Annotated in this window: 26 protein-coding genes; 13 read left to right on the plus strand and 13 right to left on the minus strand. The window is 61.1% G+C overall.

Translation table 11 applies throughout. The annotated features are described in order from the left end of the window. Positions 1–11 precede the first annotated feature (11 nt). Positions 12–1565, minus strand: a complete 1554-nt coding sequence (locus AACL53_RS14105; protein ID WP_339085162.1) for a glucan biosynthesis protein — start codon at positions 1563–1565, stop codon at positions 12–14. A 127-nt stretch (positions 1566–1692) separates the two neighbouring features. Then, the gene (locus AACL53_RS14110) at positions 1693–2214 is read right to left on the minus strand and encodes a glutathione peroxidase (protein WP_339085163.1); all 522 of its coding nucleotides are present in this window, start codon (positions 2212–2214) and stop codon (positions 1693–1695) included. Positions 2215–2487: 273 nt separating this feature from the next. Between AACL53_RS14110 and AACL53_RS14115 the strand changes: the two genes are divergently transcribed. From AACL53_RS14115 to AACL53_RS14165, 11 genes are all read left to right on the plus strand, one after another. Continuing rightward, positions 2488–2766 carry a hypothetical protein gene (locus tag AACL53_RS14115; RefSeq protein ID WP_339085164.1) on the plus strand — a complete coding sequence of 93 codons (279 nt, stop codon included), beginning with the start codon at positions 2488–2490 and terminating at the stop codon, positions 2764–2766. A gap of 278 nt (positions 2767–3044) precedes the next feature. Beyond that, positions 3045–4127 carry an HlyD family secretion protein gene (locus AACL53_RS14120; protein ID WP_339085165.1) on the plus strand — a complete coding sequence of 361 codons (1083 nt, stop codon included), beginning with the start codon at positions 3045–3047 and terminating at the stop codon, positions 4125–4127. Positions 4128–4487: 360 nt separating this feature from the next. Further along, positions 4488–4706, plus strand: coding sequence for a hypothetical protein (locus tag AACL53_RS14125; RefSeq protein WP_092867637.1), 219 nt, complete (start codon positions 4488–4490; stop codon positions 4704–4706). A gap of 23 nt (positions 4707–4729) precedes the next feature. Then, positions 4730–5149 (plus strand): hypothetical protein, encoded by a 420-nt coding sequence (locus tag AACL53_RS14130; RefSeq protein WP_339085166.1) that lies wholly within the window; start codon positions 4730–4732, stop codon positions 5147–5149. A gap of 212 nt (positions 5150–5361) precedes the next feature. After that, the gene (locus AACL53_RS14135; RefSeq protein WP_339085167.1) at positions 5362–5925 is read left to right on the plus strand and encodes a hypothetical protein; all 564 of its coding nucleotides are present in this window, start codon (positions 5362–5364) and stop codon (positions 5923–5925) included. A gap of 108 nt (positions 5926–6033) precedes the next feature. Beyond that, positions 6034–7248 (plus strand): ABC transporter permease, encoded by a 1215-nt coding sequence (locus tag AACL53_RS14140; protein WP_339085168.1) that lies wholly within the window; start codon positions 6034–6036, stop codon positions 7246–7248. Positions 7249–7268: 20 nt separating this feature from the next. Next, the gene (locus AACL53_RS14145; protein ID WP_339085169.1) at positions 7269–8009 is read left to right on the plus strand and encodes an ABC transporter ATP-binding protein; all 741 of its coding nucleotides are present in this window, start codon (positions 7269–7271) and stop codon (positions 8007–8009) included. A gap of 175 nt (positions 8010–8184) precedes the next feature. Next, complete coding sequence (gene fabI / locus AACL53_RS14150; RefSeq protein ID WP_339085170.1) at positions 8185–9036, plus strand: enoyl-ACP reductase FabI; 852 nt, start codon at positions 8185–8187, stop codon at positions 9034–9036. Further along, positions 9033–9650, plus strand: a complete 618-nt coding sequence (locus AACL53_RS14155; RefSeq protein WP_339085171.1) for a histidine phosphatase family protein — start codon at positions 9033–9035, stop codon at positions 9648–9650. Before fabI ends, AACL53_RS14155 begins: the two co-directional genes overlap by 4 nt. 695 nt (positions 9651–10345) lie before the next feature. After that, positions 10346–11434, plus strand: a complete 1089-nt coding sequence (aroC, locus tag AACL53_RS14160) for a chorismate synthase (protein WP_339085172.1) — start codon at positions 10346–10348, stop codon at positions 11432–11434. A gap of 15 nt (positions 11435–11449) precedes the next feature. Next, complete coding sequence (locus tag AACL53_RS14165) at positions 11450–12154, plus strand: NAD-dependent deacylase (RefSeq protein WP_339086948.1); 705 nt, start codon at positions 11450–11452, stop codon at positions 12152–12154. Here the strand turns inward: AACL53_RS14165 and AACL53_RS14170 are convergent. Further along, entirely contained in the window at positions 12151–13383 is a 1233-nt protein-coding gene (locus AACL53_RS14170) for a class I SAM-dependent RNA methyltransferase (RefSeq protein WP_339085173.1), read from the minus strand. The genes AACL53_RS14165 and AACL53_RS14170 overlap by 4 nt on opposite strands. Beyond that, complete coding sequence (locus AACL53_RS14175) at positions 13376–14107, minus strand: TlyA family RNA methyltransferase (RefSeq protein WP_339085174.1); 732 nt, start codon at positions 14105–14107, stop codon at positions 13376–13378. The genes AACL53_RS14170 and AACL53_RS14175 overlap by 8 nt, the downstream gene beginning before the upstream one ends. A 77-nt stretch (positions 14108–14184) precedes the next feature. On the opposite strand from AACL53_RS14175, the gene AACL53_RS14180 reads away from it, so the two are divergent. Next, complete coding sequence (locus AACL53_RS14180) at positions 14185–14607, plus strand: DUF4399 domain-containing protein (RefSeq protein WP_339085175.1); 423 nt, start codon at positions 14185–14187, stop codon at positions 14605–14607. Between the two features lie 22 nt (positions 14608–14629). On the opposite strand, the gene AACL53_RS14185 is transcribed toward AACL53_RS14180, so the two are convergent. The 7 genes from AACL53_RS14185 to AACL53_RS14215 all read right to left on the minus strand — a co-directional run bounded on the left by AACL53_RS14185 (position 14630) and on the right by AACL53_RS14215 (position 21990). Further along, positions 14630–14998, minus strand: a complete 369-nt coding sequence (locus tag AACL53_RS14185; RefSeq protein WP_339085176.1) for a DoxX family protein — start codon at positions 14996–14998, stop codon at positions 14630–14632. A 45-nt stretch (positions 14999–15043) separates the two neighbouring features. After that, on the minus strand, positions 15044–16951 hold the full coding sequence (dxs, locus tag AACL53_RS14190) for a 1-deoxy-D-xylulose-5-phosphate synthase (protein WP_339085177.1): 1908 nt from the start codon (positions 16949–16951) through the stop codon (positions 15044–15046). A gap of 225 nt (positions 16952–17176) precedes the next feature. Further along, positions 17177–17455, minus strand: coding sequence for an exodeoxyribonuclease VII small subunit (locus AACL53_RS14195; protein WP_339085178.1), 279 nt, complete (start codon positions 17453–17455; stop codon positions 17177–17179). A gap of 37 nt (positions 17456–17492) precedes the next feature. Then, positions 17493–18437 carry a histone deacetylase family protein gene (locus tag AACL53_RS14200; protein ID WP_339085179.1) on the minus strand — a complete coding sequence of 315 codons (945 nt, stop codon included), beginning with the start codon at positions 18435–18437 and terminating at the stop codon, positions 17493–17495. Positions 18438–18466: 29 nt separating this feature from the next. Further along, positions 18467–19348 carry an NAD(P)-dependent oxidoreductase gene (locus AACL53_RS14205; protein ID WP_339085180.1) on the minus strand — a complete coding sequence of 294 codons (882 nt, stop codon included), beginning with the start codon at positions 19346–19348 and terminating at the stop codon, positions 18467–18469. A gap of 102 nt (positions 19349–19450) precedes the next feature. After that, positions 19451–20224 carry a crotonase/enoyl-CoA hydratase family protein gene (locus tag AACL53_RS14210; protein WP_339085181.1) on the minus strand — a complete coding sequence of 258 codons (774 nt, stop codon included), beginning with the start codon at positions 20222–20224 and terminating at the stop codon, positions 19451–19453. Next, entirely contained in the window at positions 20221–21990 is a 1770-nt protein-coding gene (locus AACL53_RS14215) for an acyl-CoA dehydrogenase (RefSeq protein ID WP_339085182.1), read from the minus strand. Before AACL53_RS14215 ends, AACL53_RS14210 begins: the two co-directional genes overlap by 4 nt. Positions 21991–22071: 81 nt before the next feature. Between AACL53_RS14215 and AACL53_RS14220 the strand changes: the two genes are divergently transcribed. Beyond that, positions 22072–23034 carry an L-threonylcarbamoyladenylate synthase gene (locus AACL53_RS14220; protein ID WP_339085183.1) on the plus strand — a complete coding sequence of 321 codons (963 nt, stop codon included), beginning with the start codon at positions 22072–22074 and terminating at the stop codon, positions 23032–23034. A 20-nt stretch (positions 23035–23054) separates the two neighbouring features. Here AACL53_RS14220 and AACL53_RS14225 read toward each other — a convergent pair whose 3' ends face one another. Together AACL53_RS14225 and AACL53_RS14230 are read right to left on the minus strand one after the other, a co-directional pair. Beyond that, complete coding sequence (locus AACL53_RS14225; protein WP_339085184.1) at positions 23055–23243, minus strand: hypothetical protein; 189 nt, start codon at positions 23241–23243, stop codon at positions 23055–23057. Between the two features lie 108 nt (positions 23244–23351). Further along, positions 23352–24419 carry an acyltransferase gene (locus AACL53_RS14230; protein WP_339085185.1) on the minus strand — a complete coding sequence of 356 codons (1068 nt, stop codon included), beginning with the start codon at positions 24417–24419 and terminating at the stop codon, positions 23352–23354. Between the last annotated feature and the right edge of the window lie 148 nt (positions 24420–24567).

Raw genomic sequence — 24567 nt, forward strand, 5'->3', positions numbered from 1 at the left:
GGTGCGCGGACTTAGGCCGACGCCGGAAAGTGCTGGTAGATCCACGTCTCGGTGAGGGCGGCGTCGCCTTTGCGCAGATAGGCCCGGAGGTCTATCGGTTCGGCCCCCTGCTCCTTGAGATCGAACATTGCGCGCCAGCGATGCCGCTGGCCGACCACCGGGTACGTGGCAATGCCTGAAATCGAACCGCGAGAGCAAGTGACGACGAGCTCGACGCCGCTGTCGCGGCCCAGCCCTTCGAATACCTCTCCGGCGAAGTCGATCACGAACTTCCGCGTCGCTGCCGGGCGCGCGTTGAAGCTCAACCCCGGAGGTCCGCCAATGCCGGACCAGGTTCCGATCGTGCGCCCGAGCGTATCGGGAAATGGAATGTCGTCCAGCCACGAAAGGCGATAGCGAAACACGCGGCGTTGGCCGGCCTTGCACTTTTCTTTCGGCACCCAACAGGCGACGATGTTGTCCCAAGTCTCCGTATCGGTGTGGAGTTCCACAAGATGCACGGCGCCCTCGCCCCAAGCATCCAACGGTTCGACCCAAACGGACGGTCGCCGTTCATAGAAAATTCCGTCGTCCAGATAATGCACGAAATCGCGGTCGCGTTGCAGCAGCCCGAAGCCTTTCGGGTCACGATCGGAAAAGGCGTTCGTCATCGCGTGCGGCGGATTGATAATCGGCCGCCAGATGCGTTCACCGCCGCCGGTCAAGATCGCCAAACCGTCGCTGTCGTGAATTTCCGGCCGCCAGTCCCGCGGTTCGATGTGCGAATCTTCGCCGTACCAGAACATGCTCGAGAATGGCGCTATGCCAATGCGATCGATATCCGCACGAATGTGCAGGCGGGCCTCGATTTCCATGTCGCAGCGATATGAGCCGTTGGGCTGCGTCACGCGCTTGGTCGCCATGCGGTAAGCGCCAGCGATGCTTGGTCCGTCGAGCAGCGCATATATGACGACCGGTCCGCCGGGCTCGGGCGATGCTTCAAGCCAGTAGTGCGTGAAACGTGGAAATTCCTCGTGCTTCGACATTGCCGTGTCGATGGCAATGCCACGCGCCGACAATCCATACTGGTTGTAGGGGCCGGAGCTTCTGAAATAGGAAGCGCCCATGGCGGCGAACCAATCGGTCTTCTGGTCTTCGGCCATGATGCGAAAGCCCGCGAACCCCGCGCCCGCGCGGAGCCCTTCAGCCGGATGGCCTTTAGGGATTTCGAACAGATCCTGATTGTAGATAAGCTCGCGTGCTTCTCCGCCTTCCACGAGACTGATGCGGACAGGATCGGACGCGTACTTGTTCATATGGAAAAACTGGACCGGGTAATGTCCCGCGCCGTCGAGATCCACGGTGCGGTCGGTCCGGTAACGAATACGCTGAGATTGATCGTAATTTATTTCGGCGAGGACATTTGGCGACGGCGTGATCGGCGGCTCGTAGCTATAGCGGGCGAGGCGCTGCGCTTCCTGATCGAGAATATCGAACGAGAATGGTACCGGCGCCTTGAACTCATTTTGAGGAATGCCGGAGGCGGCCATCGCCTTGAGCGGGTTGCCGGCGAGTACCCAAGCCAACCCCAAGCCTCCTCCGGACTTCAAAAGTGAACGGCGGCTTGTCGTCATTATCCGCCCTTTGCGATCGTCTAGCGGTCTCATTTGCGTCCCTGCCCTTGAACCGGGCCTGAACACCAACGCGCGACGATCAGTTTAGTGCGGTCGAAACCGAAACTTTTTTCTCAAGCGCTTTCTCGATCCAGGAGATCATTTCGGCGGATGTGGGCGCCAATTTGGCCGGAAACGAACGCAGCAGGCGGCCGTCGCGGCCCACCAGGTATTTGTGGAAATTCCAGGCCGGCGTTCCGGCGGGTCCCATGGCTTCGGCCGCCCATTTGTAAAACGGATGCGCTTCCGGCCCGACGACGGAGTGTTTGGCAGTCAGCGGAAACGAGACACCGAAGACGCCCTGACAGAAGGTCTGGATCTCGCCCTCGGGTGTCGGTTCCTGTTCTCCGAAGTCGTTCGACGGGACGGCAATGACGACGAGGCCTTCTTTCTCGTAGCGCGTCCACAGATCCTGCAGTCCGGCATATTGCTTGGTAAAGCCGCAGAGCGATGCCGAATTCACAACCAGGAGTGGCCGGCCGTGCCAATCAGAAAGCTTCATCGGACTGCCATCGATGCTGACGAATTCAAAGTCGTAGGCTGAGCCGGCCACATCCGCCACGGGCGCTACGCTCGGTGGTGCCCTCCAGACCGACCAGAGGCTGCGACCGGTATTCCAAAGTTTTCGCAACTTGTGTGCCTCACGATTTCAGGTGCTTACTGATGTTTTGATACAGTACGCCATACTACTACCCGGATGCCTGCCATCAAGAGTGCGCGACATCGCGGGCTCCTCTGCGGCATGTTCCGCCCGTAACAGCCTTCGGCGCTCATCGCGCCTAGGTTGCCTCCATCAACTCACGAGCCCCGAGGCTCACCCAAGGAGGAATTGGCAATGTCGAAATTCAGCTTCACGTTCGCCGCGGGCGCAACTTTCGCCGTTTTGGCCGCCGTGATGTCGTTGAATACCTCGGCCGCATATGCCGGCGGCGGCGCGAAAGAATTCTTTGTTCAAGACTATAATTTCTCGAAGCCGATGCACGGCTATTCAGGACACTCGGGCAATTACTACTGCGATTATCAGCGCCTTCCGAGCCGCAAGTGCGTGACGAACGCGAATGGCTCCGAGAGCTGCAAAATCGTCGGCTGGACGCTCCGCGAGATGTGCCAGTAAGACGTCAGGCTCAGCGTTCAAATAATTCCCCCGACTACGACACCAAAAGCTCCGGATACTTCCGGAGCTTTTTTCATCTCGGCTTATGTTCTCGTTTCCAGCTCTCGCTGCCGGTCTTGAATGGCTAAAATCATCAGCCATCCGCCTATGATATTCACCGAATTCAGGCCCTGTTCCGCCCGAAACAGCAAAGACGCGATAGGATCGATAGTGTCGCTCGTGATGTTGGTCCGGATTCAAGTTCCAGCCAGCTTTGCATTCTTAAGGAGGACTATGACATGAGCACTGACGAAACCTATCACCCACGCAGGGGAGCCTTTCTCGGGAAGCTTCTCTTTCTGCTTGTTGCGGTCGGCATCGGCGCGTTTGGCGCAATCGCCATTTCACGCAGCGATTTGCTCGGCGCAAAAACCGACGATAACGACACCATCAAAAACGAGGAAACAGCGGCGAAAATCGACTGGGTGGCCGCAGCGCCCGGCCGGATCGAGCCAAAGTCCGGACTTGTACGCGTCGGCGCTCAGCTTCTCGGCCGCATCGCCGAGGTCAACGTAAAGCTCAACGATACCGTCGAAGAAGGCGAGCTTCTGATCCGGCTCGACGACGATGAAGCACGGGCTCGCTTGCAGGCTGCCGAAACGGAGGCCGCGTCCCGCAAACGCGAGCGCGACGCTCAGCCTCTCGACAAAGCCCGCGATGATCTTCGCAACGCAGAAGACAACGTCTTCACCGCAGAACGGGCGCTGACCAATGCGCGCTTCGGCCTTGAATATGAACTTCAGGCACAACGCCAAGGCAACGGCAGCGCCGATCGCGTCAACGACGCGCGCAAATATCTGACCAAGGCGAAAGCGAAGCTGCAAAAGGAGCGAGCCACTTACGCTTCGGCGCAATCGAAGGCCGATATTCCCGCGCCCAATCGGCTCGAATCGGCGTTGCAGGCGGCACGTTCGGACGTCTCGGTTGCCGAAGCATTGCTCGAAAAGACGCGTATTCGCGCGCCGGTCGCCGGAACGGTTCTGCAGCTTCCGGCGAAGGCCGGAGAGATGGTTGCGCCCTCTCCCGACCAGGCTCTCGCCGTTCTCGGCGATATGTCGGTGGTGCGTCTCAAGGCTGAAGTCGACGAGACCGATGTCTCGAAGATCAAAGTCGGAAGCAAGGTCACGGTGAAGAGCAACGCCTATCCCGGCAAGGAATTCGCAGGCACTGTTGCAGCGCTCGCTCCGTCGCTGTCATCCCCGCAATTCGCACTTCGCGGTGCGCGCCGTCCGACCGACGTCGAAGTTCTCGAGGTCACCATCGACCTCGACGGTAATCCTCCGCTGTTGCCTGGAATGCGAGCCGACGCTTTTTTCAAGTGAGGGGGAAGACGAATGCTCCTGAGGGAAAAAGCCGGCGCGTAATGCTCGCGAACGACTTCTGAAAACGGAGCTAACGAAAGACCAGCGGCGGCCCGCTTCCTCCTTAGTGAAGCCGTCGCCGGTCCTGAAGGCGGGGAGGTTTGTGCTGAACGGGAATGCGGTCCCGATCAGCACGCCTCCCCGCCGGCGTTTCGGGCATTCGTTGGCGCCGTCGATAGGCTCGCCGCGACACCAACTTTTGTCTCCACAAATATTATCCGCGTAAGTCGTGTCCCCTCAGGAACAGCGTAGAATCAATACTTTTTGCATGATGCAGACATTGGACAACAACGCCGCCAAGGCTCACTCGGGGAGAGACGAATGTACGGAGAGATCAAAAAATTCCGCCGCGATCTCGGAGTCGGGGTCATTCGCGCTGAGGATGGGCGTGCCTATCGTTTCGAGGGCACCGACATTCGCAATCGCTTCGAAGATCTCGAAGGTCAGGAAGTGCACTTTCAGCTCGGTGAACTCAAGGCTCGCGACATCATCGTTCTTGCGGGTTCGCCGTGGTCGGCTTTCGGCAGCATCGGCATTTGATCAGCGTGTGAGGAGAAAGTGTCATGCGTGCGAATATCGATCTCGCCGACGTACCGGCGGTCGAAGCGAGAGAGCTTCATTTCGTCATGGATATGCTGATCCGAAGCGGGCAAGGACTGGCGCTCCTCAGAGGTCTCAAAGAGGAAGAGATCCGATCGCTCGAAACTCGCATCTGGACTGACTTCGAAGGCTCGGACGTTGCCCGCTTAGCTGTCGCCTTGCGCTTCCGCGCGCTGCTCGACGTATTTGCCAGCCGTCGCCTCAAGGCTCTGTTCCTCGACCGCGGCTTCCGCCTTCTGACATCGGCGGCGCTCGAAGCTGCGCAGCGTCCACTGAACATCCGTTTCGGGTTCAACGCGCAGCAATTGCTTCTGGCGCTCAACGCCGAGACGGCCCCGCTCAACGGCGTTCGCGAAGATACGCCACTGGCGATGGCTGCGTAATCGGGAGCGTGAAAAGCGAGACCGAGCGCGCCACACACTCCCGTCGCCACACCACAAGCCGTTGATTCATATCATCAAAATCTGAATCTTTCAAAGCCATCCGCACTGTTCCTGCAGGAACAGCCGCAGACGGAGCGATGAGGCATTCTCCTCTCATAGCCGGTGAGGACCGGCGACGAGATAGAAACAAAAGATCACCGCTGGAGGCTCACATGACCAAGATCGCTTTCGCCCTCGCCGCCGCTGTTCTGGCCGGCACAACGATGACCAATGCAGCGAATGCCGGTGTTCGGCTCGGCTTCGGTTTCCCGCTCGGAAGTTTCATCGCGCACTCGGCCGAGAATTACAGCGCAAACGATTATCGCCGTAACGATCGTCCCCGCACTGTGCGCCGCGATTATCAGGATGATGCTCCGGCCCGGAAAGTTGCAAAGATCAAGCGCGCTCCGAAGGTTGAGGTTGCAGACGCGCCAGTGGTGAAGGCTCCCGCCACCCCGGCTGTTCAGACAGCCAAGCTCGAGGACAAGCTCTCTTCCGATCCCGCCACGACAACCGAGATTTCGAAGACCCCGGCCTCCACTTCGGCGAGCGAAACGACGAAACCCGTCAGCGAGATGACGACGGGTTCGATCAAGAAGGCTTCGACGACGACGGATATGACCGACACTGCGGCGAAGGCCGATACCGAGACGACCGCGGCTGCCACCGAGACGAAGCACGTCTGCCGCCGCTACTCTGCGGCAATTGCCGGGCTCGTCGATGTTCCTTGCGAATAAAGCCTAACGACATTCGCCAGGGCCAGCCAACAGCTCGGCCCTGGGAAAGCTGAAACCGAGACGCTATCGTTGAAATCTCGACCATTGCCTCAAGGAGGGGAAAAGGTCATGGAACTTGCAGCCACAGCGCCCGCACTGGCGAAAGCGCGAACCGCGAAGTCACCCCGGCCCCGGTCGGGGAAGCGCACAGTGCCGATGGTGGTCAAGCTCGCTTACCGCAATCTCTTCCATGATCGCTTGAGCTTTTTCGTTACCGTCGTCGGCATCATGTTCTCGGTCGTGCTCGTCGCCGTGCAATCCGGCATCTATCTCGGCTCTGCGAACAAGATTGCCGCCATCATCGATGCGGCGCCTGCGGATCTTTGGGTGGTTCCGCTCGGGACGAAGAGCTACGACGATCCGTCGTTTCTGTCGGGACGCGAGCGTTATATGGCATTGTCGGCGCCTGGCGTCGCGAACTCGGAAGACATGCTCGTTTCATTCGCGCGCTGGCGTAAGCCACTCGGCGGAGAAACGACGGTTCTGCTGATCGGAACCGCCGGCGAAAGCCCGAAAGCGCTGCCGCTGAACATCACCGACGGAAGCCGCGAGGCGCTCGAAGCGCCGAACACGGTCGCGATCGACCGGAGCTATTTCAACGATCTCGGCGTCAGCCAGCTCAATGACGTGGCCGAACTCAACGGCACGACGGTCAAGCTCGTCGCGATCACCAAACGGGTACGTTCGTTCACCACGCTGCCTTTTGTCTTCACGTCGCTCGAAGAGTCGCGACGCCTCGCAGGCGCAAATCAAGATCAGGCGAGCTATCAGCGCGTCACGCTTCTGCCCGGTGCGAATATCCAGACCGTGCGCAAGGAAATCGAAACGCGGCTACCCGACACGGAAGTATTGACGCAGGCGCAATTTCGCACGCGCAGCCAGGATTACTGGCTGAAACAGACAGGCGCCGGTGCGGCACTCGATGCAGGCAAGCTGCTTGGACTGATCGTTGGTATTGTCATCGTTGCCCAGACGCTTTATTCGAGCACCAAGGATCACATCAACGAGTTTGCCACGTTGCGTGCGCTCGGTGCCGGAGCGGGCTACATCGTAAAAGTCATCCTCATCCAGGCCATTTTGTCCGGCCTCATCGGCTACACACTGGGCATGAGCTTGGCACTCATAGCCATCCAAGCCGCACAGGATACGAAGCTGACAATCATCATGACGACGCCGCTCGCGGTACAACTCTTCGCGATCACGATCGGCATGTGCATTTTCGCTGCCACTAGCGCCATCATCAAGGTCGTCCGTATCGACCCGGCCGTCGTGTTCAGCCGCTAACCGAATTCTGGAGACCCAACATGACCGAGCCGAGCAACAGCAAAGTGATCGTCGAGGCCGAAGGCATCGTGAAGGTGCTCGGGACGGCGCCGAACGAGATCAAGGTTCTCAAAGGTATCGACCTCGAGCTTCAGACCGGCGAGTTGACGCTCATGATGGGCCCGTCGGGCTCGGGCAAGACGACGCTGCTCTCGATCCTCGGGTGCATCCTTTCGCCGACCCAGGGACAGCTGACGGTCGCGGGTCTCAAGACGCAGAACATGAGCAAAGAGCAGCTCGCCAATCTCAGACGGAAGCACGTCGGGTTCGTGTTCCAGTCGTACAATCTCGTGCCCACCTTATCGGCGGTCGAGAACGTCATGCTGGCGCTTGATCTGCGCGATATCAATGGTCCGGGCGCCTACGACCAAGCTGCCTGGGCCCTCGAGGCCGTCGGCCTTGGCCATCGCATCAACGCCATGCCCTCGAAAATGTCGGGCGGCGAAAAGCAGCGGGTTTCGATCGCCCGCGCCCTGGCGGGCTCGCCCTCGGTCATTCTGGCCGACGAGCCGACGGCGGCCCTCGACGCCAAAAACGGCATGGCGGTCATGGAATTGCTCGCGCAAGTTGCTCAGGACACGCGCCGCGCCGTTCTTGCGGTCACCCACGACCACCGCACGCTCCAATTCGCCGACCGCATCATAACGATCGACGATGGGCGGATTGCGGGCTCGGAGCGGCCCAAGATTTCCGGCAAGGCGGTCGAGATGGCCGCTCACTAGGCTCCTGGAGCCCGTTACCGGGCGAGAAGCAGCACCGGGGCCCGGAATCGACCGCCCCCGGGGGCCAATGGCCGCGCATTCGGCCCAACCGGGCATCTGGACCGGGAGGGGCATTTGTGTAGGATGCGCCCAAACTCACCAATCCCAAATTGGAATAATTAAGGAAATAGCGCCCATGGCGGGGCCTCTGCCGAACACGTCCATTTCCCCAGGCCAGCTGATGGCGGGCAAGCGCGGCTTGATCATGGGGGTCGCGAACAACCGATCGATCGCCTGGGGCATTGCGAAGGCATGCGCGGCGCAAGGCGCTGAAATTGCCCTGACGTATCAAGGGGATGCTCTCAAGAAGCGCGTCGAGCCGCTGGCCGCCGAATTGGGCACGAAAACCGTTCTCCACTGCGATGTGACCGATGGCGCTTCTATCGACAACGTGTTCGATACCCTCGCCAAGGAATGGGGCAGCCTGGACTTCCTGATTCACGCCATTGCTTTTTCCGACAAGAACGAGCTCGACGGCCGCTATGTCGACACCACGGAAAAGAACTTCACACAGAGCCTGCTGATCTCCTGCTATTCGTTCACCGCGCTTGCCAAGCGCGCCGAAAAGCTGATGCCCAATGGCGGGTCGCTCGTGACGCTGACCTATTACGGCGCCGAAAAGGTGATGCCGCACTACAACGTCATGGGCGTCGCAAAGGCGGCTCTCGAGGCGAGCGTGCGTTATCTGGCTGCCGATCTTGGCCGTACGGGCATTCGCGTCAACGCCATCTCGGCGGGCCCCATCAAAACGCTCGCGGCGGCCGGCATCGCAGACTTCCGCTACATCCTGAAGTGGAACGAATACAATTCGGCGCTTCGGCGCAACGTAACGATCGACGACGTCGGTAACGCCGGGCTTTACTTGGTTTCCGATCTGTCGCGCGGCGTGACCGGCGAAATCCATCACGTCGACAGCGGCTATCACGTCCAGGGCATGAAGAACGAGGACGCCCCGGACATCTCCGTCGTCAAGAGCGACGAAGCTTGAGCGACGGGGCGCCAACCACTGTCTCGTTGAAGCCCGGAATCACGCTCTATTTCATTCGTCATGGCGAGACCGATTGGAATCGGGAATCTCGCTATCAGGGCCAACGCGACATCCCGTTGAACGATACCGGATTGGCGCAGGCGCGCCGTCACGGCGAGGTTTTGAAAGAACTCCTGCCGTCGGTCGCCGGCTTCGATTTCGTATCGAGCCCGCTTCAGCGCGCCGTCGAGACGATGCGGCTGACGCGCTCGGCGCTCGGGCTTGATCCAGACGACTTTCGCATCGCTCCCGAGATCGCCGAACTCAGCTACGGCTATTGGGAAGGCGAGCTTGCCGCCGAGCTTCCCGCAAAGGATCCCGAGGGCGTCGCCGGTAAGATGTCCGATCCTTACGGCTGGCGGCCTCGCGGGGGCGAAAGCTACCAGGACCTCGAGCAGCGCGTTTCCGATTGGCTGGCTCGCCTCACGACCGATACCGTTGCCGTCAGCCACGGCGGCGTCAGCCGGGTCGCCCGGGGCGCGCTTCTCGGCATCGAGAGAGGCATCGTGCCGTTTCTCGAAGTTCCGCAGGACAGGATCCTGAAGTTTTCCGGCGGCAAGATGCAGTGGATCTAAGGGCTTCGGCCTAGATCCCAAGCCTCGCCCAAATGACGGATTGGATGAGCTGCGAGCCTCTCCAAACCTCGTCATCCCCGCGAAGGCGGGGATGCATCCAGACATCCGCCCATTACGAATTTCCGGCTTGGACGGATCCCGGCCTGCGCCGGGAATGACGGAATAATGCCGATGCGGATTGCCTGCAGAAGCGGAACGAAAAAGAGCCGGAGATGCGGCTCTCCGGCTCTTCCGCACTCAATCAAGAGTGCATGATGAAAGACCTTTCGACCACAGACGCTCAATCCGGGGAAGAATAGTCTTTTATGAGCCTGTAGCGGACTTCGTGCGAAACGACGCGACGTGGCTTGAGACCGCCGTTCGATGAGAACGGATGATCCGCATTGCCGCCACCTGCGATCTCTCGATGCGCCGCGAGCTGCGGTCGGGCAGCGGACGCGGGCTCGGCCGAGTTGTCGATCCAATACGGATGCGTTGGTCTCGCCTTGTCCCGTCATCAGCTGAAGGACGTACCGGCGAACGCGTACTGTGGCTGAGTTAATCTGCGTCGCCGGAGCTTGTCACGTAGCTTTGCGGGCGATGCGGTCTTGCCCCCTCTCGCGACCGCTCCTAAGAAGAACGGTGACGCAGCCCGGCAACAATCGTTGCAGAGCCACCGAATTCGCTCATCGGGCACCACTCCGAATATTCAGGCAATGTCTCACAACACCTTCGGCCATCTTTTTCGCGTGACGACCTGGGGCGAAAGCCATGGGCCCGCTATCGGTGCGGTCGTGGACGGCTGTCCGCCCGGCATCGGGCTCGAAGAAGGAGATATCCAGGCCTACCTCGATAAACGTAAGCCGGGGCAATCGCGCTTCACGACGCAGCGCCAGGAGGCCGACGCCGTCAAAATTCTTTCCGGCGTTTTCGCGGATGCATCGGGGAAGCAGGTGACAACCGGCACGCCGATTGCGCTCGAAATCCAAAATACCGATCAGCGCTCGAAGGACTACGGCGACATCAAGGAGTCGTACCGGCCGGGTCATGCCGACTTCTCCTACGACGCAAAGTACGGCATTCGCGACTATCGCGGCGGCGGACGTTCGTCCGCGCGTGAGACGGCGTCCCGAGTGGCGGCTGGTGCCGTCGCGCGCCGGATCATTCCCGGCGTCAAAATCCGCGGCGCGCTCGTTCAAATCGGGCAGATTAAAATCGATCGCGCCAACTGGAATTGGGAAGAGGTCAACAACAATCCGTTTTTCTCGCCGGACGCGACGGCTGCCGGGCATTGGGCGGATTATCTCGACAAGATCCGCAAGTCGGGTTCTTCCGTCGGCGCGATCATCGAGGTTGTTGCCGAGGGCGTTCCGGCGGGTTGGGGCGCGCCGCTTTACGGCAAGCTCGACCAGGATCTTGCCAGCGCGATGATGTCGATCAACGCCGTCAAAGGTGTCGAGATCGGCGCGGGCATGGGGTCCGCCGAGCTGACAGGCGAGCAGAACGCGGATGAAATCCGCATCGGCAACGATGGCGCTCCGGATTTCCTGTCGAACAATGCGGGCGGCGTTCTCGGCGGCATCTCGACGGGACAGCCCGTCGTTTGCCGTTTCGCGGTGAAGCCCACCTCGTCAATCCTCGCGCCGCGCCGGACGATCGACCGGCAGGGACACGAGACAGATATCATCACCAAAGGCCGCCACGACCCGTGCGTCGGCATCCGCGCCGTGCCTGTCGGAGAGGCGATGATGGCAATCGTGCTTGCCGATCATTTCCTGCGGCACCGGGGGCAAATCGGCGCTTAGCCCGGAGGCGACACAATCGCGCGTTTTCGGAACATCGTCGTTCTTACCGGCGCAGGGCTTTCGGCGGAAAGCGGACTTTCGACTTTTCGCGATCCCGACGGCATCTGGTCGAAGCATGATTTGCGGGATGTCGCGACGCCGGAAGGTTTCCGGCGCAATCCTATCCTCGTGCACGATTTCTATAATGCCCGGCGGCGCGCGCATCGAGACGTCAAACCGAACCCCGCGCACATCGCGCTCGCCCGCCTCGAGGCGGAGCACGGGAGCGTGATGATCGTCACCCAGAATATCGACGCGCTGCATGAAGCTGCGGGTTCGAAGTCGCTGATCCATATGCATGGGGAGCTGCTCAAAGCGCTCTGTACGTTTTGTTCCCATCGCACGATGTGGCGGGACGAGCTTCGCGTCGACACGGCTTGTCCGTTTTGCGGACTTCCCGGCGGCATGCGGCCGGACGTCGTCTGGTTCGGCGAGATGCCGTACGAGATGGGGCGGATCAATGCTCTGCTGGCGAAAGCCGATTTGTTCGTCTCTATCGGCACGAGCGGAAACGTGTATCCGGCGGCCGGTTTCGTCGCGGAGGCGGGCGCGCATGGGGCGCATACGGTCGAGCTCAATCTCGAACCTTCCGAGGGTGCGAGCCTTTTCGACGAGGCGCACTACGGACGAGCGACGGAAATTGTCCCGGCTTTCGTCGACCGCATTCTTCGCGACGTCTAGCGGCGGAAAATTGCGACGACCTCGACGTGCGCGGAATAGAGAAACTGATCAATCGGCGTGACGGATTCGATTTTGTATCCGCCGTCGACGAGGTGGCGCGCATCGCGCGCGAGCGTCGCCGGATTGCAGGACACCGCGACGACGGTTTTCACTTTCGATTTCGTCAGTCTTTGCGACTGCGCTTCCGCGCCAGCGCGCGGCGGGTCGAATACGACGGCGTCGTGCTCGTTGAGTTCGAGCGGCGACAACGGCTCGCGGAAAAGATCGCGAACGGTTGCCGTAATCGGCTTTAAGCCGAACGCCTTTTTCGCGGCGGACGTGAGTGCGGAGATGGCAACCTTATCGCCGTCGAACGCGGAGACGCGGGAGCGCGCCGCCAAGGGAAACGTAAATGCGCCGAGGCCGGAGAAAAGGTCCGCCACGGATTTGGCTTTCCCGACGGCACCGACGACGCGGCGCGCGATCTCCGTTTCCGCTTCTTCCACCGCTTGCACGAAGACGCCGGGCGGCAAGATCACATCCGCGGTGCCGAACGTGAAAAACGGATGAAGTGTCTCGACGACCAGCTCGGTTCCGACGATGAGGCGCGCGAGCTTCAGATCGCTTGCCTTCGAAGCTAGGGCGCTTCTCACTTCGGGCGTCAATTGCCGCTCGGTTCCGGTGATCTCGACGTCGAGGCCGGATTTCGTCAGCGTGATCGCGACGCGCGCTTCCCCGCGCTTTGAGAGGAGCGGCGCAAGCAGGCTCTCGATGGCAGGAAATGCCGCGACGATCTTCGGCTCGAGAACGGGGCATTCCTCGATCGCCACGAGATCGTGCGATGACGCCTCATAGAAGCCGAGTGCGACACCGGCCGGCGTGCGTACCGCCTTCATCACCGCGCGGCGGCGTTTTCCCGCCGTTCTTTGCAAATCATCGACGACGGGGTCAAGGCCGCGCGAGCGAAACGCATCGACGACGAGATTTCGCTTCCATTCGGCGTAGGCATCGGACGCCATATGCTGAACGCTGCAGCCGCCGCACTTGCCAAAGTGCTTGCAGACCGGGGCGATGCGTTCAGGGCTCGGCTCAAGCACGCGCAGCAGGCGCGCGCGTTCGCCATCGACTTCCGCTTCGATCCGCTCTCCTGGCAGCGTAAACGGCACGAAGACGAGCTCGCCATCGAGGTCGGCAACTCCGTCACCTTGCGCGCCGATACGGCGGATCAAGAGTTCGCGCGCGTCAGTCATTACGAAGTGCTCCAAGTAGAAATTCCGAATTGCCCGAGCCGCCGAGAATGGGCGACGGCATTTCTCCGACGACGGTCCACGCGGGCTGGCTTTCGATCCACGCGCGAACGCTCTCAACTGCGCCCCGACGCGCCGCCTCATCGCGCACGATGCCGCCGCTGCCGACGTTGTCGCGTCCGACCTCGAATTGCGGCTTCACCAGGACGACCATCCAGGCGCCGGGCGCCGCGAGTTGTAGTGCCGGAGCCAGCAGCTTCGTGACGGAGATAAAACTGACATCGACTGTGATCGCCGAGATCGGATCCGGCACTTCCGTGGGCGACAGGCGGCGCGCGTCGAAGTTTTCGAGCGAGATCACGCGGGCGTCGTCTCGCACGCGCGCGTGAAGCTGCGCCGTGCCGACATCGACGGCATAAACGCGAGCAGCACCCCGTTCGAGCAAAGCTTCCGTAAAGCCGCCTGTCGAGGCTCCAACATCGAGACAGGCGCGTTTCGACGGGTCGAAGCCGAAGCGATCGAGGGCCGCCAAAAGCTTTTCCGCTCCGCGCGAAACGTAGGCCGGAGCTGCCGAAGAAATCTCGATCGTCAGATGATCTTTCACGTCCTGCGCCGGCTTATCGCAAACGCTGCCGCCAACGAGCACGAAGCCGCGCTTGATCAGATCCTGCGCGCGGGCGCGCGATGGCGCCAGTCCGCGCGTCACGAGCATCTGATCCAAACGCATGATCCTTTGCCAACCTAATTGACGTTGCTCTGCATCGGCCCCATCTCTGTCGACGGGAAACGATGGAGAGCACACACATGAAACCTGCAATCTTCGCAGCGCTCGTTGCGCTGACGCTGCCGATGGCGGCCCTAGCGGACAGCGGCCGCACACCGTCTCCAGCCGGTGCGAAGGTCTTTATCATCGAGCCGAAGGACGGCGCGACCGTTTCGAGCCCGGTTACCATAAAATTCGGCATAGAGGGCATGGAGGTTGCTCCCGCCGGTTCCGAAACACCGAATAGCGGCCATCATCATCTCTTGATCGACGCGCCCGTGCCCAACGTTGGCGAGGCGATCCCCAAAGACGATCACCACGTCCACTACGGCAAAGGTCAGACGGAAGCGTCCGTCGAACTCAAGCCAGGCAAACATACGCTGCAGCTCTTGCTCGGCGACAAGAACCACATTCCGCACGATCCGCCGGTGAAATCGGACGTCGTGACCATCACCGTCGAGTGAGGACCAACGCGGGGCCCGGCTTTCAGTCGGGCCTCAGCGCGTAACGGCCGGAGCCGTTGGCGAAGAGCAGCAGGAAGCCGCCCGCCATACAGACGTTCTTCATGAAGTTCGTCGCCTGGGCTTGATCGGCAAAGTCGAAGTGAAAGACCGCCGCGCTGGCCAAGCAGAACCCCGCCAGTGCGAGACCAGCCCAACGCGAAAAGACGCCGAGCAGGACGGCGAGACCGCCGACCACCTCAAGGGCGATGACCAGAGGGAGAAGACTGCCGGGCAGCCCATGCGATTCCATGTAGGCTTGAGTGCCCGCGTACCCGGAGATCTTGTTCACGCCCGCCGTAACGAAGATTGCCGAGAGAAGTATTCGCGCAACAAGGCTCACGATCGAATGCATTTCATTCCCTCCGAGTCCCTAAGCCTTTGCGGCCCTCTTCTAGTTCTAAGCGCGTTCTCCGACGGCCGCAGCACGGCCGAGCGCCGCGAAAACCGTCTCGACGATCCCTGACGCATTGAGGCGAGCGGCTTCATACATGGCTTCCGGCTTGCCGTGATCTATGAAGACATCCGGCAGCACTTTTGAGCGCACCCGGAGGCCGCCATCGAGCAAGCCTTCGTCGGACAAGAACTGCAGCACGTGACTGCCGAAGCCCCCAATCGACCCTTCTTCGACGGTGACCAGCACCTCGTGGTTCGTGGCCAATTCGCGGATCATCTCTGAATCGAGCGGCTTCGCGAAGCGTGCGTCGGCGACCGTCGTCGAAAGCCCCGCGGCTGCGAGTTGATCGGCGGCCTTCAGGCATTCGGCAAGTCTCGTCCCGAGCGAAAGAAGAGCGACCTTCGATCCCTGACGGACGATGCGGCCCTTGCCGATCGGCAGCGGTATGCCCTCTTCAGGCAACTCGACACCGACGCCTTCACCGCGGGGATAGCGGAGCGCGCTTGGCCGATCGTCGATTTGCGCTTGCGTCGCGACCATATGGACGAGCTCGGCCTCGTCTGCCGCGGCCATCACGACAAAGTCCGGCAGGCAGGTGAGATAGGCGACGTCGAACGATCCGGCGTGCGTAGCGCCATCCGCGCCGACGAGGCCCGCGCGATCGATCGCAAAGCGCACCGGCAGCTTCTGAATCGCGACGTCGTGAACGACCTGGTCGTAAGCGCGCTGCAGAAACGTCGAGTAGATCGTCGCGAAAGGTTTGTAGCCTTCGGTCGCGAGACCAGCGGCGAACGTCACCGCATGCTGCTCGGCGATGCCGACATCGAAGGTGCGATCGGGGAATTCGTTTCCGAAGTGGTCGAGACCCGTACCCGACGGCATCGCAGCCGTAATCGCGACAACGCGTTTGTCTTTCCGGGCTTCCGCGATCAGAGCGTCGGCGAACACCTTCGTATAGCTCGGCGCATTGGGCTTCGGTTTGACCTGCGCGCCGGTGATGACGTTGAACTTGTTAACGCCGTGATACTTGTCGTCAGCGGCTTCCGCCGGGGCGTAGCCTTTGCCCTTCTTCGTCACGACATGCACCAGGATCGGGCCCTGCTGGAGATCGCGCACGTTTTTCAAGACGGGAAGAAGCTGATTGAGATCATGGCCGTCGAGCGGGCCGACGTAATAGAAGCCCAACTCCTCGAACCAAGCACCGCCTTGCCAAAGGTGCCGCGTATATTCTTCGACGCGCGCCGCCCGGCGTTCCCACGCCTTGGGCAGAAGCTTCGCGAGCTGTTTCGCATAATCGCGCAGATGCACGTAGGTGCCGCTCGACGTGACGCGCGCGAGGTAAGCGGAGAGCGCGCCCGTCGGCGGGGCGATCGACATATCGTTGTCGTTCAGAACGACGATCAGCCGCTCATCGCGCGCGCCGGCGTTGTTCATCGCCTCGTAGGCCATGCCCGCGCTCATCGCGCCATCGCCGATGACGGCGATGACGTTGTTCGATTTGTTGCTGAGATCGCGCGCGACAGCCATGCCGAGCGCGGCGGAAATCGAGGTCGATGAGTGTCCCGCGCCGAACGGGTCGTAGGGACTTTCCTCGCGGTTCGTGAAGCCCGCGAGACCGCCCGGCTGGCGCAGGGTGCGAATACGCTCGCGGCGCCCCGTCAAAATCTTATGCGGGTACGCCTGATGGCCGACGTCCCAGATCAGGCGGTCGTCCGGCGTATTGAAGACCCAATGCAGCGCGACCGTCAGCTCGATGACGCCGAGGCCCGCACCCAAATGGCCGCCGGTTTCCGAGACGGCGCTGATCGTCTCGTCGCGAAGTTCCGCTGCGAGCTGCGGCAGCTGATCTTCCGTCAATTGACGCAGATCGTGCGGCGTTTGAATTCGATCAAGTAGCGGTGTCTGGCTCACGGTAAACCCTTGATGCGGCGGCTATCAAATGCCGTTGTGGAAGCGTGCGGTAAACAATGATCCCTCAAAGGCGCGGTTGCATTCATAACGCCTATCTTCGATCACCCCAACTGCGGAGGCTCGTAGAGGACATAATGCGCTTGCGTGCCGCAGAGTAGTTAATACTGGGCGTTGACCCGTATCGTATCATCCGCCCGAGCCTGGCGCTATTACGCGCCGCCGGGTTCAAAAAGGCGCGTTTCCGTCCTTATCCAGCGGCGTCGTGCCCGTCGGCGTGCCGTCGGCTCCAAGCGTCAATTTCTCGACCTTCGCCTCCGCCGCCTTCAACAGGCGATCGCAATGGTCCCGAAGCGCTTCGCCCCGCTCGTAAATGGTGATGCTTTCCTCGAGCTCGACATCGCCGCGCTCAAGCTTGCCGACGATGGCCTCAAGCTCTTTCAGCGCGCGCTCGAACGTCATGTCCTTGATGTCGGCGAAGTTTTTTTCCGGTGCTTTCGTATTCATATTGTCCTGCTTCCGGGCGTGGGGATCGGCGTGCCGCTCAATGGCCTGCGTCAATCAACGCCTTTACGTGGGCTGCAACGGATTGGGCAAGCCCCGTGAGATCATATCCGCCCTCAAGCATTGAGACTATTCGCCCGCTGCCATGGCGCCGAGCCACCTCTGAAAGGGATTCGGTCGCCCAATGAAAGTCCTGTGCGACAAGATTGAGCCCGGCGAGCGGATCTCGCTGATGGGCGTCGAAGCCTGCCGAGATCAATAGCACGTCGGGGGCAAAGTCGTGCAGCGGCCCCAGGATCCGGCTTCTGAACGCTTCCTCGAACTGTTCGCGTCCGTCGCCCGCACGCAGCGGAGCGTTGAATATATTACCGACGCCCGTTTCCCGCAACGCACCTGTGCCGGGATAGAGCGGCATCTGATGCGTCGATCCGTAGAAGAGATCCTTATCGGACCAGAAAATTTCCTGAGTACCGTTGCCGTGGTGCACGTCGAAATCGACGACGGCGACGCGCTCGGCACCATATTTTTTCCGCGCGTAATGTGCAGCGATAGCGACGTTGTTGAAGATGCAGAAGCCCATTGCCCGTTGGCTCTCGGCGTGATGCCCGGGCGGGCGAACCTGGCAGAAGACGTTCGCGGCCTCGCCTCGCATCACGATGTCGACGGCGTCGAGCCCTGCTCCGACGGCTCGGCGGGAGGCTTCCCATGTGCCCTTCGATGCGACCGTGTCGACGTCGAGGTATTTATGGCCCTGTTCGATGTGCTCGATCGCCCCGGTGAGGCCAGCGATATGCTGCGCGCCGTGTGCCATGGCGATGTAGGTCTTGTCATCTTCCCTGAGCGGCGCTTCCCGGCGTTCCAGGAGTGCGAAGCTCTCGTGCGACAACGCCTCATCGATGGCCCGCATCCGGTCTGGTCGCTCGGGATGACTATTGCCGGTATCGTGATTGAGGAAAGCGTGATGGGTGATCAATGCTGTCGTCATATGCTTCCGTCACTGCTCTGGTCTGAGCCTCACGCCAATTGCGACAGACGTGCGATCTGAACGCCTGGAGGCGGCTTGCTTTCCGCCGGGACAAAGAAGTCGGGCGCCAACGGCATCGACTTATCGACGCGATAGGCTTCAAAATCGCGAACCGTCCCGGTCTCGTAAAGAAACGTATCGTCGATCAGGAAATGACCGGAGAACGTTTTCGCCCGTTGACTGAAGACGAGATATGCCGCGTCGGCGACGATATCAGGCGTGCGGCTCATCCGCATGAGCTTGTCGCCGCCGAGAATGTTCTGCACGGCAGCCGTCGCAATCGTCGTCCGCGGCCAGAGCGCGTTGACAGCGATGCCGTCCTTCTTCAACTCGTCGGAAAGACCCAGAACACAGAGGCTCATGCCGTATTTCGCGATCGAATAGGCAACGTGCCCGGAGAACCACTTGGCATGCATGTCGAGGGGCGGCGACAACGTCAGAATGTGCGGGTTTTCGGCGCGCTTCAAATGCGGCAGGCACGTCTTGGACGTCAGGAACGTGCCGCGCGTATTGACCGCGAACATCAGATCGAAGCGCTTCAGTTCCGTTTTCTCGATTGGCGTCAGGGAAAGTGCGCTCGCATTGTTGACGCAAATGTCGATGCCGCCGAAGCGTTCGACTGTTTGCGCGACGGCGCGCTCGACTTCGTCCTCGTTGCGAATATCGCACTCGAGCGCAAGCGCTGCGCCGCCCGCGTCCTCGATCTCCTTCGCGGCAGAATGGATCGTGCCTTCGAGCTTGGGATTCGGATCGACCGTCTTGGCGGCGATTGCGATGTTCGCGCCGTCCCTCGCCGCTCGCTTCGCGATTGCCAGCCCGATGCCGCGGCTTGCCCCAGTTATGAAGAGGGTCTTGCCCTTGAGTGACGCCATTTCCGCTGCTTTCATTCCCTGCCGAATATGGAGTTCAACCTAATATGTTGGCCGCGATAACGTAAGGGGCGTCGGATCCGGCATAGGAGCACAACGCCCGATCTATACCGATTTGTTGAAATTCGGAGCACGTTTTTCGATAAAGGCCGTGAACGCCTCGATCGCTTCGGGAGACCGGAGCCGCTCGCGAAAAACAGCCACCTCCTCGTCGGTCCGCTTCAGCACTTCGGCTGGATCGCCGCGCATCAGGCGTCGCGCCGACGCCAATGCTTCGGGCGGCTTCTTGGCCAAGCGGCGGGCCGCATCGAGCGCCCCCTGTTCGAGATCGGCGGCCGGAACAATCGCATTCACAAATCCGGCGGCGACCGCGTCATCAGCCGACATCGGATCGCCGAGCGCGAGCATTGCGAAGGCGCGCGCGTAGCCCATCCGCTGCGTCATCAGCAGGCTGGAGGCTGCCTCCGGCGTCACTCCAAGATCGAGAAAGGGCGTCGCAAACATTGCGTCAGGTGCTGCGTAAACGAGATCGCAATGAAAGAGCATCGTCGTGCCGATCCCAATCGCGTTACCGCTGACCGCCGCGATCAACGGCTTCTTGATGACGGGCAACAGCCTGATGAAACGCACCACGTCCTTGCCGAGATCGCCGGTGCCTTGCGACGTCGCCAGAAAATCGGCGATGTCGTTGCCGGCGGTGAAAACTCCGTTCGATCCCGTTACGATGTGGGCTGCGATGGAACTATCGGCGTCGGCTGCTTCGAGCGCGTCGCAGAGTGCTCGATACATTGCGCCGGTCAGCGCGTTCTTCTTCTCCGGCCGCGCGATGCGAAGAACCTGAACGCCGCCGTCGCGCCAAATTGCGATTTCCGATGTCATGCGAACACCCCACCATGTGCATCGACGAGCACCGAGTCGGCGCCGTGCTGAACGGATTCAGAGAGGCTGTTGACTTCAGTCAGCAGATTCTCCGCGAAGAACCGCGCAATCGAGACGCGCGGCGACCCTTCGGGTTCCGTCAGTGCGCCCTTCGCCAAGTACGCGCCGCCGGCCGTCAGGCTCATGAGCCGCAGGAACGGCGTCGCCGACGCGAGGGCCTTTTCGGGATTACCCGGCAGCGTCTGCGCCATCCACAGTGTCGCCGACTGCAGGCCATTCAGGGCTTCCGTCAGGCGCTCGGCGGTGTGGCCAAAATCGCTACGTCTCGCGGCGCGCACTTTGGCGATCTTCTCGCCAAGTCCTGCGAGAAATGTCGTCACCGTCGCGCCGCCATCGAGGGTCAGCTTTCGCGTCACGAGATCGATGGCCTGAATGCCGTTGGTGCCTTCGTAGATCGGCAGAATGCGCGCATCGCGAAGATATTGCGCGGCGCCCGTTTCTTCGACGAAGCCCATGCCGCCGTGAACCTGCACACCGAGGGACGCGACTTCGTTGGCGATATCGGTCGAGAATGCCTTGGCCAACGGCGTGAGCAGCGCGGCGCGATTGAGAGCGTCCTTACGCGTTGTCTCATCGCTACCTCGATGGCCGATATCGAGTTCTTTCGCCGTCGCGTAGCAGATCATGCGCGCGGCTTGGGTCAGCGCTTTCATCGTCAACAGCATGCGCCGGATATCGGCGTGCTCGATGATCGGGCTCATGCCGCCCGTGCCATTCGCGGTAAAGCTCTTGCCCTGGCGGCGCTCCTTCGCATAGGCGATCGCGTGTTGTGTCGCTCGCTCCGCCACGCCGACGCCCTGGGCGCCGACGCCGAGGCGAGCCGCATTCATCATGACGAACATGGTTGCGAGTCCACGGTTTTCCTCACCGACGAGATAACCCGTCGCGCCGCCGTTCTCGCCGAATTTCATGACACAGGTCGGGCTCGCCATGATGCCGAGCTTATGCTCAACGCCGGCGCAAATGACGTCGTTGCGATCGCCGAGCGATCCGTCATCGTTCACGAGAAACTTCGGAACCAAAAAGAGCGAAATACCGCGCGTTCCCGGCGGCGCATCGGGCAAGCGGCCGAGCACGAGGTGGACGATGTTTTCCGCCATATCGTGCTCGCCGTAAGTGATGAAGATCTTCGTGCCGGTGATGCGATACGTTCCATCGGGCTGGCGCTCGGCGCGCGTCGAAAGCGGGCCCAGATCGGAGCCCGCTTGAGGTTCCGTCAAATTCATCGTGCCGGTCCACGCGCCTGCGACCATTTTCGGCAGGAATTTGGCCTTCAGAGCTTCGCTGCCGCCGGCCTCGATGGCGTGGATCGCGCCCTGCGTCAGAAGCGGACAAAGCCCGAACGAGACGTTAGCGGCGTTCCATATCTCGCCGACCGGCGTTGCAACGAGTTCGGGAAGGCCCTGTCCGCCATACGCGCCTGAACACGGGAGCGCGCTCCAGCCGCCTTCAACGAACTTGCGATAGGCATCGGCGAAGCCCGGCGGGGTCGTCACTTTTCCGTCAGATAATTTCGAGCCGATCCGGTCGCCGATTGCGTTCAAAGGTGCTAGGACCTCGGCGCCGAACTTTCCCGCCTCTTCGATGACGGCCACGACAGTATCGGCATCAAGCTCCGGGTAGAGTCCACTCGTTCCCATTTCGTCGAGGGCAGCGACGGTCTTAAGCGCAAAGACGATGTCGTCTACTGGAGCCTGATAGGTCATGGATTGTATCTCAACATTTCTCGGGAACTGGCCGCAGACACTATGCCGAACAGAGGTGCGAGCAAACCGGGTGGAAAATTAATGCAGGGCAGAATTGCCCCCGCCAACGCCGAATGGATCGCCGAAGCGGGGCAAATGGTCAGGTCGGGTGCGCTCGTCGCATTTCCGACCGAAACAGTCTACGGCCTCGGCGCAGACGCGACGAACGGCGAAGCGGTCGCACGCGTTTTCGAGGCCAAAAACCGGCCGACGTTCAATCCGCTCATCGTCCATGTTCTGGGGCTTGAGCAGGCGATCATCATCGGAACGTTTTCGCCGGTCGCGCGGCGGCTGACGGATGCTTTCTGGCCCGGTCCGCTGACGCTCGTCGTGCCGCGCACGGCGAAGTCCGATGTCAGCGATCTCGTCTCCGCCGGCCTGCCGACGGTCGCGCTGCGTTCTCCCGATCATCCTGTCGCGCGTGCGCTTCTCCTGGAGGCCCAGCGCCCACTCGCGGCGCCATCAGCCAATCGGTCAGGCCATGTCAGCGCGACACGCGCCGAGCATGTTGCTGCGGACCTCGGCGATAAGGCTGCGCTCATTCTCGACGGCGGCCCGACCACACTCGGACTCGAATCGACGGTGCTTAGCCTTGTCGACGAGGCGCCCGTTCTGCTTCGGCCGGGCGCGGTGACTGTCGAAGCGATAGAAGAGGTCCTGGGCCACCGCCTTGCGCGCGAGGACGGTTCAACAGACCGGCCGATGTCGCCTGGCCAGCTTCGAAGCCATTACGCGCCGCGCGCGGGTTTGCGGCTCGATGCGTACGAGTGGGGTCCGGATGAGGCGGTTCTGGCGTTCGGCGGCATTGCGGAAAAGCCCGCACGCACTGTGATCAATCTCAGCCCTTCGGGCGATCTTGTCGAAGCGGCGGCGAACCTCTTCGCGGCGCTACGCACTCTCGATGCTTCCGGCGCCTCGACAATCGCCGCGACGCCGATACCACGGCATGGCTTGGGTGAAGCGATCAACGATCGGTTGAAGCGGGCGGCCGCGCCACGCGAATAACCTTGCGCGGCTTTCAGACCTCAGAGAGCACTGATGACGAGGATGATCTTATTCACGAGCGGACCTAACACCGGGCTTTGCATGACGAAGCCTTCGAAACCGGCTCGGATCGAGTCCAGCATGTGCAATGATGATGGGGTAAAGGCATAGGCCGCGCCGTAAAGGACCGCTGTCGTTACGCCGTTGACAATCACGTATCGCTGCAACATGTCCGCCCCAACGCCCGTTTACGCTTCATTAAGGAAAGCACGGACGCGGCGGTGGGCTCAAGGTCTTTCGGCAGACCTTGGTGAACGGAGCGCAGAAAGAGCGGTCAATCAGGTCGCGGGCAGCGGCGCAGCCGGTTCGCGCTTCTTCAGTCGCGCGGTAATCAGCGATCTCAGCTTCATGGCCGGCTTCTCGATCACGATCCACGAACAAACGGCTGCCGGCAGGACGATGGCAAAGGCCATGAGAGACAGCCAAACGGGTGGCAGGCCCGGCATGAGCCACAGCAGCGACTGCTGCGTCGGGCCGGCAAAGATGTAGATGCCGTACGAGGCGTCGAATTTGTTGCAAACGGCCCGGAGCAGTCCGAGCGCTTTGGTCGCCAGCCAGAGGGAGGCGTAGCCCAGAAAGAGCGCGGCGCTGATTTCCGCGAGGGGCGTTTTTGCAAGACAAACAAAAAGAACGGCCAGAGGCGCGAGCGCGGCACCGTGGATAACCAGATGCCTGCGAGCGATGTACGCGAGCACGCCGCTGAAGAAGAAGACGATGAAGTAGCGCAGATTATCGGAGAAGCCGTAGGCTTCTGCTTCGGCGGGCAGGCCCAGCGTCACAGTGCCTACGAGAACAGCGAGACCGGCGATCGCGAGCTTGCGCCAGCGCTCTTCGAACAGGCCCGCGACGCCCAACGCCGCGAGGATGACATAACAAAGGACCTCGTACTTCAGCGTCCAGAGCGAGGAATTGACGTAGCCGGCGTATGGCAGGCTTTCGAAAACGCCGGGCAGCGGTGCAGCTCCGGTCGTTAGAGCGAGCGTTTTCGCGACGTAGGCATAGAGACCGGTGTCGGCGAAGTATTCGCCAACCGTCAGCCGCGAGACCATCGGGCCGAGCACGAACGCTGTAACAGCGACGCAGACGATGAGGGCCGGAAAAATTCGAAGCACACGGGCTGCTGCGAAGTTCAGAACGCTGCGGCTGCGGTCGAAGCTTTGGGCTACCAGCACGCCGCTCAAAATGAAGAAAACCTGCACGGCATATTCGCCGAGCGACCGGCCAAGCCACGGCTGCAGCGGCTCTGCTACATCGGTTCCGGCGGTATAAAGATAGCTATGGGAGATCAGCACGAATGTCGCCATCAGCAGGCGCAAAACGCCGAAGCTATTGGCCTCGGGCGACATGATATCCGCGAGGCGTAGGAAGGGGCGATGTTGTGATTGCATGGCGAAAGGTGCTGGCTTTCCGACAGGATGACGCCGCACCAATTAAGCCAAATCGGTAAACACTAACCTCTCAGTCATGTTAACGAACGATTGCGCCGAGTGTCCG

The sequence above is a fragment of the Hyphomicrobium sp. ghe19 genome, assembly GCF_902712875.1.
Taxonomy (GTDB): domain Bacteria; phylum Pseudomonadota; class Alphaproteobacteria; order Rhizobiales; family Hyphomicrobiaceae; genus Hyphomicrobium_B.

Coding starts and splice junctions, on each gene's coding strand:
- AACL53_RS14115 (WP_339085164.1), top strand. CDS start 2,488: ATGTCGAAATTCAGCTTCACGTTCGCCGCGGGCGCAACTTTCGCCGTT.
- AACL53_RS14120 (WP_339085165.1), top strand. CDS start 3,045: ATGAGCACTGACGAAACCTATCACCCACGCAGGGGAGCCTTTCTCGGG.
- AACL53_RS14125 (WP_092867637.1), top strand. CDS start 4,488: ATGTACGGAGAGATCAAAAAATTCCGCCGCGATCTCGGAGTCGGGGTC.
- AACL53_RS14130 (WP_339085166.1), top strand. CDS start 4,730: ATGCGTGCGAATATCGATCTCGCCGACGTACCGGCGGTCGAAGCGAGA.
- AACL53_RS14135 (WP_339085167.1), top strand. CDS start 5,362: ATGACCAAGATCGCTTTCGCCCTCGCCGCCGCTGTTCTGGCCGGCACA.
- AACL53_RS14140 (WP_339085168.1), top strand. CDS start 6,034: ATGGAACTTGCAGCCACAGCGCCCGCACTGGCGAAAGCGCGAACCGCG.
- AACL53_RS14145 (WP_339085169.1), top strand. CDS start 7,269: ATGACCGAGCCGAGCAACAGCAAAGTGATCGTCGAGGCCGAAGGCATC.
- fabI (WP_339085170.1), top strand. CDS start 8,185: ATGGCGGGGCCTCTGCCGAACACGTCCATTTCCCCAGGCCAGCTGATG.
- aroC (WP_339085172.1), top strand. CDS start 10,346: ATGTCTCACAACACCTTCGGCCATCTTTTTCGCGTGACGACCTGGGGC.
- AACL53_RS14170 (WP_339085173.1), bottom strand. CDS start 13,383: ATGACTGACGCGCGCGAACTCTTGATCCGCCGTATCGGCGCGCAAGGT.
- AACL53_RS14175 (WP_339085174.1), bottom strand. CDS start 14,107: ATGCGTTTGGATCAGATGCTCGTGACGCGCGGACTGGCGCCATCGCGC.
- AACL53_RS14180 (WP_339085175.1), top strand. CDS start 14,185: ATGAAACCTGCAATCTTCGCAGCGCTCGTTGCGCTGACGCTGCCGATG.
- AACL53_RS14185 (WP_339085176.1), bottom strand. CDS start 14,998: ATGCATTCGATCGTGAGCCTTGTTGCGCGAATACTTCTCTCGGCAATC.
- AACL53_RS14195 (WP_339085178.1), bottom strand. CDS start 17,455: ATGAATACGAAAGCACCGGAAAAAAACTTCGCCGACATCAAGGACATG.
- AACL53_RS14200 (WP_339085179.1), bottom strand. CDS start 18,437: ATGACGACAGCATTGATCACCCATCACGCTTTCCTCAATCACGATACC.
- AACL53_RS14205 (WP_339085180.1), bottom strand. CDS start 19,348: ATGGCGTCACTCAAGGGCAAGACCCTCTTCATAACTGGGGCAAGCCGC.
- AACL53_RS14210 (WP_339085181.1), bottom strand. CDS start 20,224: ATGACATCGGAAATCGCAATTTGGCGCGACGGCGGCGTTCAGGTTCTT.
- AACL53_RS14215 (WP_339085182.1), bottom strand. CDS start 21,990: ATGACCTATCAGGCTCCAGTAGACGACATCGTCTTTGCGCTTAAGACC.
- AACL53_RS14220 (WP_339085183.1), top strand. CDS start 22,072: ATGCAGGGCAGAATTGCCCCCGCCAACGCCGAATGGATCGCCGAAGCG.
- AACL53_RS14225 (WP_339085184.1), bottom strand. CDS start 23,243: ATGTTGCAGCGATACGTGATTGTCAACGGCGTAACGACAGCGGTCCTT.
- AACL53_RS14230 (WP_339085185.1), bottom strand. CDS start 24,419: ATGTCGCCCGAGGCCAATAGCTTCGGCGTTTTGCGCCTGCTGATGGCG.